Source organism: Allochromatium palmeri (genome assembly GCF_009720725.1).
In the GTDB taxonomy this organism is placed as follows: Bacteria; Pseudomonadota; Gammaproteobacteria; order Chromatiales; family Chromatiaceae; genus Thermochromatium; species Thermochromatium palmeri.
In genome coordinates this window covers 20,131-35,508 of sequence record NZ_WNKT01000039.1, presented here as the reverse complement: position 1 = coordinate 35,508, position 15,378 = coordinate 20,131, and the positions used below count along the sequence as shown (strand labels likewise).

Annotated in this window: 5 protein-coding genes; all 5 read right to left on the bottom strand. The window is 58.2% G+C overall.

The window, feature by feature from the left end; all coding sequences use genetic code 11:
- Positions 1-1,164, bottom strand: a 1,164-nt coding sequence (locus GJ668_RS15140; protein ID WP_155450974.1) for a right-handed parallel beta-helix repeat-containing protein, incomplete at its 3' end; no start/stop codon positions are given.
- Between the two features lie 269 nt (positions 1,165-1,433).
- A complete protein-coding gene (locus GJ668_RS15135; protein ID WP_155450973.1) occupies positions 1,434-2,774 on the bottom strand; it encodes an IS4 family transposase in 1,341 nt (446 codons plus the stop codon).
- Between the two features lie 191 nt (positions 2,775-2,965).
- Complete coding sequence (locus tag GJ668_RS15130; protein ID WP_155450972.1) at positions 2,966-7,555, bottom strand: right-handed parallel beta-helix repeat-containing protein; 4,590 nt, start codon at positions 7,553-7,555, stop codon at positions 2,966-2,968.
- A 54-nt stretch (positions 7,556-7,609) separates the two neighbouring features.
- On the bottom strand, positions 7,610-9,811 hold the full coding sequence (locus GJ668_RS15125) for a S8 family serine peptidase (protein WP_186343130.1): 2,202 nt from the start codon (positions 9,809-9,811) through the stop codon (positions 7,610-7,612).
- Between the two features lie 205 nt (positions 9,812-10,016).
- The gene (locus GJ668_RS15120; protein WP_155450970.1) at positions 10,017-15,362 is read right to left on the bottom strand and encodes an InlB B-repeat-containing protein; all 5,346 of its coding nucleotides are present in this window, start codon (positions 15,360-15,362) and stop codon (positions 10,017-10,019) included.
- Positions 15,363-15,378 lie beyond the last annotated feature (16 nt).

The following is a 15,378-nucleotide window of genomic DNA, read 5'->3' as shown; positions in this document are numbered from 1 at the left end:
GTGATATGACGACCTACATGTGGCCGAAATGGGCCGCACGGGCCATTGAATGGAGCGCGAAACACTCATGACGTAGCCACTGAAAACAAAATGTTTGTGAAAAAGGGCACTTTCAGTGTTAACGAATAGTAAACGGTATTTGATCAGCGTTTCCTTAGGATATTCATACAAATAAAGCCCTCCCCCGGCGCCCACTGAGATATTGCCGGTAAAACTGTTCTGCGTGAGCGTTGCATTCGTGGCTTTCACATAGGCGCCACCACCGTCGTCGTAGCTACCACTCAGGGTGCGATTGTTTGTGAAGCTATTCCCTGTCAATATGGCAGTACCAATGGAATCCAAATAGGTGCCACTACCCGTATTATCCGTAAAACTGTTTTCCGTTAGGTTAGCGGTATCGAAACCAGTGAAATAAGCTCCACCTCCAACAGTTGGCGATAGATTTTCTAAAAACTCATTCCCATCAAGCGTGACTGTCTTGCCAAGAATGGATGGCGCACCAGAAATATAGACTCCGCCGCCATTTCGATAGCTTATGGTATTGTTCGCAAAACGGTTCCCCGTCAAATTCACGCGACTGGCATACAGAAGGCCGCCACCGCCTATTTTGGCGGTGTTTTCCGTAAAAACACTGCTGTCCAGCGTTATCTGGCTGGAGAGAATATAGACGCCGCCGCCATTCTCGCTGGCGGTATTCTTAGCGATGACACTGTGCCCGAGACTGACCGAGCCAGCGGTTTCGACGCGCAATCCGCCGCCATGTCCATCGCCAACGGAACGCGCGCCATTTTGCAGCGTGATCCCATCAATGTTGAAGCTGGCCGCCAACTCCCGCGCGATCAGAATCAGCACGGTACCGGTGTCATCGCCGTCGAGCACCGTACTGGCCGGATCCTGCGTGCGCGTGGCGCAACCGCTGTCGTAACCGCCGAGGATCTCAAGATCATAGGCCGTTCTGCTGGAATACAGAAAATTACCGGTGTAGGTGCCCTGCACCAGCAGGATGCGATCATCGGTGTCGTTGTAAGCCGCCGTGATCAAGGCACTGAATAACTCGCTGGCACTGCTAACGCAGAACTCCTCGGCTTGGGCGGAGAGACTGCTCGCGAGCAAGCCGAGCGCGCCGATCAGCGCGAATCGCCAGCGATTGAAGGGTCGGGACATGAGATTCTCCTAAATGAAAACCGCGCCCAGAGTGAGAAACGCAGTTTCGTGACGTTTAACTCGCTTTGCGTCTCCACGGACGATCAGCGAGGTGCGGTTTAAGTTAATAAAAAACATAAAATTTTAAACCGCGTCTCATCGAGATCGAGGAAACCTCCAAAGCCAAACACCTCATGAGAATGACGCATTTGGCTCTGGACGCGGTTTAAGGGATGAATTGACCTGAATGATCCTGATTGGCCGTCACCGGTCACCCCAATGCCATTAACTTAAGCCGTCCGCCGATAGGGTGCATGGAATCCGGGCTTGAGTTTACCGGGATTTTTACGCGGGAATTGGCGATCTGGACGTATGGCCTCGACGGCCGCTGAGAGCTTGGCGGCGAGCGTTGTCAGGAGGGCAACGGGCGCGTGCGCTGCAGCGAGCAACAGGCGCACGAAGGTGTTCTTCATCGCTGAGAGCGTGCTGGTCCAGCGAACCTGGTAGCGGTAGTGGCGCTGTTGGGAGCGCCGGGTGGTGATGAGCTGAGCGACGAAGCGCACGAGGCTGGAGAGATTCAAGGCGAGGATTTTGGCGTGGACGTCTTGCTGCACGGCCAACAGCGAGCGTCCGGAGACATTCTCGATCTCGACCCAGCGCTTCTGGCGTTTGTAGCTCTCCTCGGCGCCCCAGCGACGATGGTACAGGGCCTTGAACAAGCGGGCCGGCAAGCGCTCCTCCTCCAGCACCGTGGTGGCCAACACCTCCGTCTCGCCGCCCTGGAGGCGCACGCGCACGAGGCGCAGGCGAATGGGGTCGGTTGACAGGCCCTGTTGGCGGCATTCACGCCGTTGCTCAGAGGAGGGGTTGAGGGTGATGATCTCGGAGGTCGCCTCGCTGCTCCAGAAGGCTTCAGCGGCGGCAAAGCTCCCGCGCGCCAGGCGCATGCAGAACTCCAGGCCCTGTGACCGATGCATCGCCATCAGCCAGAAGGCCGGATAGCCGCGGTCGTAGAGGATCAAATCCCCGGCCTCGGCGGCCTGGAGATGGGCGATGGCCAGCTCGCGCTCACTGATACAGTAGGCGCCCAGCTGGAAATCCAAGATCAGCTCCTGACCCAGGTCATAGAGCATCGAAACGCGCGCCAGGATCGGCCCATGGGCTTGGGCGCCAAAGTAGGCTTCAAGACGGGGATAGCGCGGTAAGCGCAGCGTCGAACCATCGACGGCCAAGAGTCGAAACCCGTGCCACAGCCTCGGACCCTGGCCGCCACGCCAGGTGGCGATGGCCAAGCGGTTCAAGGCCGGAAACACGTGGGCCGAGAGGCGTTGGCGTGCCTGACACAGCGCCGCGGGAGTCGGTGTCGCCGAGGCGTAGGGCTGTCCCTCCAGCGTGGCAAAGAAGCCCTCCAGTTCCTGCTCCAGGCTGCCCTTGCGCAGATTCAATAGACAGGTCACGAGGGGCGCAAAGGGCAGATCGCGCGCGCGGGTGAAGGCCGTCTCCGAGAGACGGAAGCGCTCGATCCACTCCGGCGAGAACAGCGCTGCACGCAGCGTCTCGTAGACCGCCGAAACGCTGGAGACCGACTGGGCTTCTTCAAGGTTCAGGGCGATATCGTTGGTGCGTTTCATTGGGACTCCTCGTTTGGACGGAGGAGATAGTCTAACAAAATCAGTGGATTAACCTTAAGTTAATGGCATTGCCGGTCACCCTGTCCCACATCCCTGTGGGTTTGGCGGATCCGTCCGGATGACTGACAACGAAGTGGCGACTGCAAGGGCGCGGCCGCGGCCCTTAAGGCCTAGGCCGCGCCAGCCGGCGCTCAGTCCCCAAGCGGGTTGGCGAGACTGATTGGCGGCTCCTGTCCAGACAGATGCCAGTGCAGTTCGCGCCCATCCGGACTGAACGCCGCTCGCACCTCGTCGGCGGCCGTGGCGAGCGCGGCCGGACAGGCTTGACGATGGTTGAGGCCCGTGACGAAGTCGCGGATCTCGACGGTGCAGACGGACGTTCCATCGCCATCGGATGACTGGCTCAGATAGGCCAGGAAGCGCCCGTCGGCACTGATCGCCGGGTGGTGAGCATCGATCCAAGCATCGGCCTCGCTCAAGGGCACGACCTCGGCGGAGGCGCCATCGAGCAGCGCTTGGCCGAGGATCTGGCGCGGACCTTCAAAGCTCGCCTGGTCATAGACCAGGACGGTGCCCTCGGCATCGACCGCTGGATGGGCCGAGGCCTGGTCGGCACTCGTCAGCCGCTCGGTGAGTCCTAGCGCCAGATCGCGCAGGAATAGATCACTCACACCATTTTCATCACCGGGCACCAGATCGCTGGCGGCACTGGAGAACACCACCCGCTCGCCAAGCGTATCGGCGGCTGGATCGCGGCTGGCGCCGTTGCCGGCTGAGCCATCCTCAGTGACGCTGATCAGCGCGATGTGGTCGGTCAGCAGATCGAGGCGATACAGGTCACTCGCTTCGTTGCCATCCTCGGGATGCAGCGTCTGAGTGGTTTCCAGGATCAGCCAGCGTTCATCGGCATCAAGCAGACCGCCGGTCAGGGCGTCAGTGTCGATGCTGAGTTCAGCAAGATGCTCCTGTAGCCAGGATGGCAGGGCATCCTTGCCGGCGATGAACCCGGGCGCGACCGCTGCCGGCGCACTGGCGATCAAGGCCGCCGCGTTCTGGGCCGAGGCCACGGCCGCTGCCGTACAGGTCACCGGTGCCGAAGTTGCCATGAGCCGCCCGCCAGCCTCGACTCGGAAGCTGGGCGCGAAGGTGATGCGCGGGGCGGTCAGGTCAAGCGTGGCGCCGCTGGCGACCGATACTGAGCCGGCGACCTGGATGCCGATCTCGGAACGCAACGCTTGAGAGCCGCCAGTCATCGAAGCACTCAGATTGATCGTGTCGGTGCGACAGTCGCCGCCCGTGTCGGTGTCGATATCGCTGAGGATGAGCGGATTCGGTGTGGCCGAGGCGCTGGCCGCATTGAGCATACCGAGGCGCTGGTAGATGAATTCAGCACTGATGTTTTGACTGCCGCTCGCCGTGATCGGAACCTGGACGGTGTAACTGAAGGTCAATGGCAACGTCAGCTCGCCGCTGGCGGTGAAGAGGATTTCCGTACCCGTGGGGCTGAGCTCGGGACTCCCCGTGCCACTGACGCTGCTCAGGGTCCAACCATTCGGAAGCGTCGGAACCCACATCAGAGCGAGTAGCGGGTCGTCGCCACTTTGACCGATGGTGTTCGTGATGGTCAGGGTGGCGCCCGGGGTGTAATGGCCCGCCGTCGACGACTGGGTGGCCGACGGGGCAGTTGTGTCCGCGAGCGTCCGCGTTAAGGGATTAGACTCGATCGCGGCGCTCACGTTCTGTTGGCCGCCGGGCGCATAGCCATCGTCACCTTGCGGTTCGGCGTAGTAGGAAGGTGCGCGCCAGTAGCCGAGTACGCGATTGGCCTCGAAGCTATCGATGCGCCAGTGAGGCTCGCGAAAGTCAGCACTGTGCCGCGCGCCGGCGGTGCTGCCAGTGTCCGCGTTGTAGCCATCCACACCTGTAGGATCGATATGGTAAGCCCCTGCGCGCCAGTAGCCGAGCACACGACTGGCTTCGTTGGCGTCGATGTGCCAAGGCGGATCCTGGTAGTCAGCACTGTGGCGGACGACTGGCAGTTGCTCAAGCGGCAGCGGGTCAGGCTCGGCAGTCAGGGTGACGGGATTGGTCATGTCTGCCGACTGATAGCTGAGGGTAGCGGCCAGTTGCTGGTCGCCGCGCGCGTCCTCGGGCACCCGGATCTGGTAGCTAAAATCAATTGGCAATTGAGGGTTGCCGGTAAACAGAATTTCGTTGTTGATGACCTGGGGTGAGCCATCGCCGGTCGCGCTGGTGACCGTCCAGCTGGCGGGGAGCTCGGGCAGCCAGGTCAGACCGCGTACCTCCGCGCCGCTGGTGTCATTGAACTGCGCGGTGACAGTCAACAGGCCGCCGGGAACATAGTTCGTTGCGACATTCTGGCTGGCCGTGAGGTCGGTTGTGGCGGTAAATCCGGCGGTGACCGACTTGCTGCTATTGACGCTGGTCAGAGTGCAGCGGTGATTAGTGGTGCTGGTGCAGTCGCCGCTCCAGGCGGTGAAGCCATAACCGCTGGCGGGCCGGGCGGTACAGAGGCTGCTCTGGCCGCTGGGTACTGGATTGGGATCACAGTCGATGGTGCCGGCATTGCTCGGGGTGACTTGGGTGGTGATCGGATAACCCTGTATGAAGGTGGCGATCACCACGGTGGCCTCGTTCAGGGTCAGGGTGCAGGTCGGCTCTGCGCCGGAGCAGGCACCGCTCCAGCCGCCGAAAACCATATCGGCCGACGCCGTTGTTGCGGTCAGGGTGACCTCAGTTCCGGCGGCGAACACACTGTTGCAGGCTGTTCCGCAGTCAATGCTGGTCGGCTCCGAGGTCACGGTGCCCACGCCGTTGCCTTCCAGGCCCACGTTGAGTTCGGCCCAGTTCGGGTCGCCGGTGGGGTTTTCATACGCGCCGATGTCGACGACCTGACCCACTAGACGCGGCCGGCCGGCGACATCGGTGGCGGGCAGGCCGCTAGTAGTTGGATCCCCAGCGTTCACCATGGGGGAATCGTTCAACAGGGTCAGATCATCATTAGTGATGTCGGCGAACAGTGGATCGACGGCATTTTGATTGCTTGAATCAACGGGCAGCGGGATGGTCATGCTGATACCGCTGCCCAGTGTCTGGTTGAAGTTGTTATGGCGCAGTGTCAGCGGATAGAAAGCAAAATCGCCATCAACATCGTTATTGATCCATAAATCCTGACCGGGCGAGGCACGGTTGGCCCAAAACAGATTGTTGCGCAGTGTCCCTCCAACCGAACTGCCTTCACCATTCAGCATCATTCCGACGCCGCCGCCGGCTGGGGCATCGTTTTGCACTAAGGTGTTGTTGGTGAACGTTAGGGTGCCGTCCGTCGCACTCAGAGCAAGACCTCCGCCGATCGCATCGGGGGATGCGGCTCCAGCGGAATTGCGAAGCAGCGCATTGCTCACGAGGCTGATCCGGCTGCTGCGGCGTATATCAATGTTAAAACCGCCACCGGAAAACCCCGCTTCATTATCGACAACTAAATTGTTGACAAGATTTATCAGGTTGTTGTTGCTGGAGTACATGTAAATATTGGCCGCTCCGCCGTATTCCAGCGCTGAATTGGTCGAAAATTCGTTTTCTGTAAGAGTGATGTTGCTGTAGCCTCCTTCAATATATGCGCCACCACCATCATTTTTTACTGTGTTGTTCGAGAACTGATTTCGCGCAAGATAAATCGTGTCATACTGCGAAACAAAAACACCGCCACCAGAGTTTTCCGCCGTATTTTCGAAAAAATCATTTTTATTCAGAGTTGCTGAGTTGGAGCCTGATAAATAAAGGCCACCCGCATGGTACGCGCTGATATTGCCGGTAAAACTGTTCTGCGTGAGCGTCGCATTCGCGGCTTCAACATGAGCGCCGCCGCCGTGGTAACTGCTTGCGATGCGATTGTTTGCGAAACTGTTTTCCGTCATTGTAGTCGTGCCGATGGAATACATCGAAACACCACCACCCGTATTGTTCGTAAAACTGTTTTCCGTTAAATAGACGGTATCGAAATAATATAAATAAGCACCACCTCCAACTCTTGGTGAGCTATTTTCCAAAAACTCATTTCTATCAAGCGTGACTGTCGTAACAGCATTGTACGGCGCACTAAGATAGATCCCTCCGCCATTTTGAGAGTTGATGGTATTATTGGCAAAACGGTTGCCCGTCAAATCCACGCGATTAGCATACACATATCCGCCGCCACCTGATTTAGCGGTGTTTTCAGTAAACACATTGCTGTCTAGCGTGACCTGGCTGGAGAGAATATAGACGCCACCGCCATTCTCGCTGGCGCTATTATTAGCGATGACACTATGCCCCAGGCTGAACGAGCCGGCGGTTTCGACGCGCAATCCACCGCCATGTTTATCGCCAGCGGCGCGAACACCATTTTGCAGCTTGAGTCCGTCAATATTAAATTTCGCCGCTAACTCCCGCGCGATTAGAATCAACACGGTACTGGTGCCACCGCCATCGAGCACTGTGTTGGCGGGATCCTGCACGCGACTGCCACAGCCGCTGACGTAACCGCCGAGGACCTCAAGATCATAAGGCGTCGTGCTTGTATACAGGAAATTGCCGTTATAGGTGCCCTGTACCAGCAGGATGCGATCATCGGTTTGATTGAAGGCCGCTAAAGACAGCGCGTTTTGCAATTCAGTAGCACTATGGACGCAAAAATCATCGGCTTGGGTTGGAAGACTGCTCGCGAGCAGGCCAAGCGCGCCGATCAGCGCCAATGGCCAGCGAGGGAAGGGTCTAAACATAGGGTTCTCCTGATTGCAACGGCTTTAGGTTGAAGTGGAAGACGAGGCCGTGAGCTAGCGAGCGTCGGCACAGTTAACCGGGTAACTCGTAGCGGTAAGTGCTCCACCAGCAGCGACTCGAAATCCAAGATCGAATTCGATGCGCGGCGCTTTCAGCATAAGCCTAGCCGCCGTGTTTACCTCAGCGGTGACGGTAATGGTGGTCTCTGAGCGCACACGATAGCTGCCACGGTAAAACGTTTCCTGGAGGCTGAGCGTCTCAGTCGAGCACCTGTCGTCGCTAATTCCATTTGCTTCACTAAGAGATAGGGTGTAGTCACCGGTGCTGAGTGCATCGTGAGAGGTCACATAGATATTAAGTCTTTGATCAGTCAGTGCGGGATAAATAATTTTAGAGTCCGGGCCTAAAAAATCATCATTGACAGCGATCAGCTCCCAAGATTGATCGAATAAATACAAAGACGCATCGAATGCTGTGGAAACGAGATCAATGATATATGTTGCGCCAGGTGTTGATTGAAAATCGAATGGATTGAAATAATTTTTGTTATCCATAAAGGAAAAGATACAATCGCTGCGCTTTAAATCTCCATTCAAAGATTCGCCAGGAAAAATCGGCACGCTCTGTGTCCCGCAGTTGGGGACGAAATGAGCGATTAGGCTCTGATCCGTAGCGATGTTATTCAATTGACAGATTGTATCCATTCCGTCGCAGTTACCACTCCAGTAACTGAATCGATAGTCGGTGTTTGCATTGGCAATGCAGACGCTATTGCCGCCCAGTTCAACGGCCTCGGGTTTGCAGGAAACATACCCACCCAAAGAGGGCAAGACATCGGCCTGAATTTTAAACCAGTCTCCAGACATGGCCAATTCATAAACAGCGGCTTGTAGATCGATGCGGGGCAACTGACGATTGTTGGCACCGCTTCGCCTATCGGTGATAGGAAAGCCAGTTGTTTTCAATATGTTTTCAATTGCAGACACCGAAAATCGCTGATCCTGAGCGGCTTCGGCAAGTACGGCCCAAGCCCCAGCGACATGAGGCGAAGCAAACGAGGTGCCATTGCCGGTGGTAAAACGATCAAAGGGAGTGGACGAGTAGATTGAACTGCCCGGAGCAAGTAGGTCGAGAAAGTCCGCACTGTTCGTGAAAGATGACACCTCGTCGGTTTTGGTGGTACTGCCGACACTGATAGCGCTCGACACGCAGGCAGGATTGGAAATGGCATTAGTTGATCCGCTATTACCGCTGGCAATGACGGTTGCAATTCCTGCGTCACGAAGCGTATTGATGATTGCGTTGTAGGGGCTGGTGTCGCAGGGGCTATATGAAAGGCTACCGCCCAAACTCAGGTTGATTGCCGCAATTCTGTGGGTGGACTGGAGCGCGTAAACATGCTCCAGGGCGGCAATGATGTCTGAATCATAGGCAGCTACGCAGGTTTCGTCGGGCCAACAAAAGTTGAACGAATTGATTTGGCTAAAGACCTGGATGGAAATCAAGCTCGCATTCAGTGCAACACCATTAAAATCCTCGCCCTTGCCCACGGCGATACCAGCGACCTGTGTCCCATGCGTGCATCCCTGGATGCTAGGGTCGCAGGCATAGCTGGAGCCAGGTGCGGTCGAGGATGTGGCACCGTCGGGACACAAGGAGGTTACGGATTCGGAGCCGCCTGTCGAAAAGGTGGTCGAATAACAGGCCTCGGCAACGGTCTTTCCGGCGAGGAAGGGATGATCAGTTTGCACGCCGGTGTCGATTACCACTACGGTCTGCCCGGCGCCGGTATAGCCGTTGAAAGTGCCGTCGATGTCAGCACCGATGAGAGGCACGCTATCGAATAGACTCGGTCGATGGCGGTTGTCGGCGATCACACGCAAGACTTCGGAGCTTTGCAGCAGTGTTTGAAGGCTTTGCGCATCGACGCTCAGCGCAAAACCGGGAAAGATCGAGAAGCGCTTCAGTCCGGTAGCCTTGGCGTTACGTAAGCGATTTTCGTTGATACGATCAAGAACACGTTGCTGAACAGCGTCGAGCGCGCGCTGGTGGGCGGAGTCCTGTGTCAGGCGGACAGACTGTACATCTTGATCTGGCACAATCAGTTCCACGATGACGAGTACCTCTCCATCGGACTCGGCGGTGTCCAGAAGACGATTATGCTCCTTGAGTAGTCCGGGTGCGTCGTCATTCTGTGCTGGCTGTGGTTGTTGGCCAGCGTGGATCGAGGTACTGAAAAAAAGGCCAATCAGCAACGTACTGAGCCAAAACCCGATTCGACAAGTCACATTGCCTGGCGAAAAAACACACATTTGCCTGAATGATCCTGCTTGATCGTCACAGGTCACAGTGTCCCACATCCCTGTGGGTTTGGCGGGTCCGACCAAGTGACTTACAACGAAACGGCTACTGAAAAGGTGCGGCCACAGCACTCAATACTGGGACCGCACCAGCCGAGGCTCAGTCTCCAAGCGGGTTGGATACACTGACTGGCTGCTCCTGTCCAGACAGATGCCAGTGCAGTTCGCGCCCATCCTGACTGAACGCCGCTCGCACCTGGTCTGTGGCCGTGGCGAGCGCGGCCGGACAGGCTTGACGATGGTTAAGGCCCGTGACGAAGTCGCGGATCTCGACGGTGCAGTCCGGCGTTCCCTGGGCATCGGACGACTGGCGTAGATAGGCCAGGAAACGGCCGTCGGCACTAATCGCCGGGTGATGCGCATCGGCGAGGGGGTGGCCTTCGCTCAGCGGGACGACCTCGGCGGCGACGCTATCATTCAGCGCTTGGCCGAGGATCTGGCGTGGGCCTTCAAGGCTCGCCTGGTCATAGACCAGAACGGTGCCCTCGGCATCGACCGCCGGGTGGGCCGAAGCCTGTTCAGCCTGTGTCAGCCGCTCGGTGACGCCCAGCACCAGATCGCGCAGGAACAGATCACTCACACCATTTTCATCACCGGGCACCAGATTGCTGGCGGCACTGGAGAACACCACCCGCTCGCCAAGCGTATCGGCGGCTGGATCGCGGCTGGCGCCGTTGCCGGCTGAGCCATCCTCGGTGACGCTGATCAGCGCGATGTGGTCGGTCAGCAGATCGAGGCGATACAGGTCACTCGCTTCGTTGCCATCCTCGGGATGCAGCGCCTGGGTGGTTTCCAGGATCAGCCAGCGTTCGTCGGTATCGAGCAGACCGCCAGTCAGGGCGTCGGCGTCGATGCCAAACTCAGCGAGATGCTCCAGCAGCCACGATGGCAGGGTATCCGCACTGGCGATGAACCCAGGTGCGAACGTCTCGACAGACTCAGGCGCGATGGCGTTTGAAGCCGACGCGCTCTGGGCTGAGACGGCCGTACAGATCACAGGTGCTGAGGTTGCCGTGAGTCGTCCACCGGACTCGACGCTGAAGCCGGGCTCGAAGACGAGGCGCGGGGCGGTTAGATCGAGCGTGGCACCGGAAGCTACTGTGACCATGCCCGTGGTGCGAATGCCAACCTCGGAACGCTTGGTCTGCGTGCCACTGGTGATCGGAGCATTGAGCGCAAGTTCACTGCGACTGCAATCGCCGACCGTGCTGCCGCCACTGTCGCTCACCATCAGCGGCTCAAGCGAGGCGGTGGCCGGATCGACCATGGTTGGATCGTTCCACCAGTATTGGAAGTCAGCCCGCAGGGTCTGACTGCCACTGGCTGTATCAGGCACCTGCACCGTGTAGCTAAACGTTAGCGGAAGGCTCAGGTCGTCGCTGGTGAACAGGATCTGGTCGCGATTAGTGTTGAGTTCAGGCCCACCCTGACCGCTAACCGCCGTGATGGTCCAGTCGTTCGGCAACTTCGGCAGCCATATCAGACTGATCAATGGACGATCGCCGTTCTGACCGATGGTGCTGGTGATGGTCAGCGTATTACCAGACGTGTACTGACTCGGGCTGACGGTGTGAGTGGCCTGCGGGGCATCGGCGCCCACGACGAGTGGTTGCGAGGCCATTTGCCGACTGCCTGGAGCATAGCCATCAAGGGTATCCGGCTCGACGTGGTAGGCCATGGCGCGCCAGTAGGCGAGGATGCGGCTGGCCTCGAAGGTATCGATGCGCCAGTACGGGCTTTGATAGTCCGCATCATGGGGATCGCCGGTCGTGGTGGGGCCGGAGCCTGATCCATAGCCATCGACGCCCTGGGCATCGACATGATAGGCACCCGCGCGCCAGTGGGCCAGGACACGACTGTATTCGATTTCATCGATCACCCATTCAGGCGTTTTGTAGTCTGCCGAATGCCGCTCGATCGTTCCCTGACAGATGAACAGCGGGTCTGGCTCTACGAGGAGATGCGTCGGGTTGAGCATGCTCGAGGATTGGTAGATCGACTGGGCAGCAATTTGCTGTTCACCTCGTGCATCGTTCGGAATGCTGACTCGATAGCTGAACTCGATCGGCAACTGGCGCAGATTTCCGTTAAACGCGATCTTATTCGCGCTGACCTGAGGGCCACCATCGCCTTCGACGCTGACGATCGTCCAGCCGGACGGCAGCAGAGGATCCCAGGTCAGGCTCTGCGCCTGGTCACCACTGGTGTCGTTGAACTGGTTGGTGATGGTCAGCAAAGCCCCCGGGATGTAGCAGCCGTTGAAGGAATGCGTGGCGGCTGGACCAGCCTCGGCAAAGTCCCCGGTCACGCTCTTCGCACTGGCGACGGCACTCAGGGTGCAGCTCAGGTCCGTACCGCTACAATCGCCGCTCCAACCGGTGAAACGATACCCGGAGTTCGGAGTGGCAGTGCAGGTGCTGTCCACCCCGCGCGGGACGGGATTGGGCGAGCATTGAACCGTGCCACCGGCTGGCGGTTGCGCAGCGGTCTGGATCGTGAAGTCGGTCGGCTGGAGCATGAAGCGACCGATGACGGATTTTCCGCCGATCACGGCGCTCAGTGTGCAGTTCAGGTCCGTACCGCTACAATCGCCACCCCAGCCGGTAAAGTCATAACCGGCGTTGGCGGCGGCGGTGCAGAGAATGTCGTCGCCATGGTTAACCGGATTCGGAGCACAGACAACCTGACCGCCAGCGGCGGGATCGGCCTGAGTCTGAATGGCATAGGTGTTTAGCGCGAAGGTGCCGGTCACACTCTTGTCGCTGGTTACCGCGCTGAGCGTACAGCTCAGGTTGGAGCCGCTGCAGTCGCCCTGCCATCCAGTAAAGCCGTAGCCCGTATTCGGCGTGGCGGTACACTGGCTGTTCTGACCACTATTGACCGGATTGGGGTTACAGGTCACCTGACCGCCAACATTGGGAACCGCCGTGGTTTGAATACCATAGGCGTTTTGGGCGAAGGACGCGGATACCGTTCGGGCCGTTTCCATGGTTAGCGTGCATGTACTGTCGGTGCCGCTGGCTGCGCAGTCGCCGCCCCAGCCACCAAAGGCCGCGCCTGAGATAGGAATCGCGGTGAGCGTGACGTCAGCGTTGCCAAGATAGCTTTCGGTGCAATCCTGACCACAGTCGATGCCCGCGGGATTGCTGGTCACCGAACCCGAACCGTTCACCGTGACGCTCAGCGAGGACATGGCCTCTATCTTCAAGGGCTGGTCAGCCGTTCCGACGGTGCTTGCCAGACCGAAGTCGTCGGTGGCGACGATACGGTACTCAGCCCCGTTTGGACCCATGGTGGCTGACGGAATCGCGGCCTGATACTGTCCGCCGCCCTGATCGGTCATGGCGAGGTGCTCGTATAGAGAGTCACCGACCACACGATAAAAGAGGTTGACCGAGGCTAGGGACGTAGTCGTGTCTGAAGCCGTTGCCGCGATCGCAACCTCGGTGGCAACTGGCGCGGACGTGACCGGTGTATGCTGCAGATCCGGCGGAACGTTCGGTAGCACGGCGATTAGATAGGGGTCAGATGAGGGATTGACACGAGGACTGGAAGTCGTCAAATCCCCATCGGTGGCCGTCAGATAGTAAGCGATACCAGGCCCTTGCACGGCGGCGGCGGGAATGGTGCCGCTCCAGGTGCCCTGAGTGCTATCGCCATTCGTTTGGGTCATGGCGACCGGGGTGAAGCTGGCGTCGTTAACGCCTTTGTAATACAGGGTGGCACCGGTCACGAAGGGATCCTTCGCATCAGCGATTTCGGCAATGATCGGAAGGTCGAGGCTATCCTGCTGGGCCGTGTCCGATAGCGCCTCGGTGGCTGGCGTCCGCGTGATGACCGGGGCGGCGCCTGGTGTGTAATGGCCAACCACTGTTCCGGTATCCGAGCCACAGGTGGCTTCAATCCTCACCGTTCTTTGCACGCCATCCTGAACCGGATTACTCGTCTGGTAGCGCAATGAATAGACGTCGGAGACCTGACTTACGATGAATTTTAAAATACGGTCGAAGGGTTCGAGGATGTCGAACACCTGCGTAGTCGGATCTTGGACCAGGGGTTCGAAGGTGGGGAACAGGTAGGTGCTCGTCAGGGCAAACAGCGTTGCATCGGCGGACGTAAGGGCGTCCTTGGCATCCTGAAGCACATAACCGGAACCGCTACCCTGGTTGGGCTTTTCGTCGGTGATCTCGACGAAGATGCGCTGGGATCCGGGTCGGAAAGTGAAACTGGAGGCCGTGTCGCTGATGGCTTTGTAGCCCGGCTCAGTACCGCCAGAGCTGATGTTTCTAGTGAGCACATTCGTCTTGAAATACAGCGTATCCGTGCTCAGGGTGCCGTTATCTTCCAGAATGGGGTCGCCGCTTTGAGTGCTTTGGCCATAGCGGGTCAGACCCAGGGCGGCATTGATGCCAGCGATGTTAAGGTTGTCAACAAAGTCTTCGATATTGGCAACCACGGCGGCCTGTTCGTCGCTCATGCTGCCACTGTTATCCATCAAGAACACGATGTCAGCAAGACTCGGACCACCAGGAGGCGTGACCTCAAACAGGTCGGTCTGCAGGACGTCGTCTTCGTAGATCTCGAAATTGGACGTCGTCAATGGAGCGGGACAATTGCCACCGAGATCCTTGAGGCGCACCTGCGCGCGGACGATCGGAAATTCCTGCGCGTTGAGGGTGGCAAGGCTGACTTTGATCGGATCGGCTTCACTCGCGATCACCCGGAGATCATCAATGTACCAGCCGGCGGATGTATCGGAAGTGTCGCTGGTGAAGCGGAAACGGATCTGGATGGTCGAGCCATCGGCGACATCCAGAGGAAGCTGTTGGGTGCGCCACTGGATGCTGCCGTTGATCTCACTGCTGCCATTGATCGTGCTCAGCAGGGTCCAGGTTGCGCCACCGTCGACGGACAGTTCGGTAACGCCTTGGTCCTTTACCGTCTCGGTCTCAAACCACTCGGAGTACTCCAGACTGTAGTCATAGACGCCGCTTGGGAGCGAGATGGATGGAGAGGTCAGGTTGGCATTGGCTTGATTGGAGTAATTGCCGTCCAGGATGGTTGCTGCCGCTTGGGTGGAATTGCCGAGACCGCCGGTGTTTGGACCTGATGCGACGGCGCCAATCTCCCAATCCCCGGTTGTTGTCCAAACGGTCGCTCCACTCTCGAAATCTTCGGCCAGCACATCCAGGCTGACGGCGTTTGGCTGATTCAATGCTTCGTCGCTAGGAAGCCGTTGTAGCATAGGGATGGGAATGATTTCGCCCTTCACAATGCTTGGTGCGTCAAATCCTTGCGCCAGCGCGGAGGATGCCCCGACGAGGAATCCGAAGGTTAGCGCCAGAACGGACATTCGGCGACGATTGGATAGCGGTCGAAAATGAAATTTTTTACGATATGTTTCAGGGTAAGAACCCTTTTTTCGAGCATCGAGTATCTTTTTCATTGGGTTTTTTCCAGTA

Excerpts from the sequence above, each read along its gene's own strand:
- GJ668_RS15120 (WP_155450970.1), bottom strand. The coding sequence starts at position 15,362 with ATGAAAAAGATACTCGATGCTCGAAAAAAGGGTTCTTACCCTGAAACA.
- GJ668_RS15135 (WP_155450973.1), bottom strand. The coding sequence starts at position 2,774 with ATGAAACGCACCAACGATATCGCCCTGAACCTTGAAGAAGCCCAGTCG.
- GJ668_RS15130 (WP_155450972.1), bottom strand. The coding sequence starts at position 7,555 with ATGTTTAGACCCTTCCCTCGCTGGCCATTGGCGCTGATCGGCGCGCTT.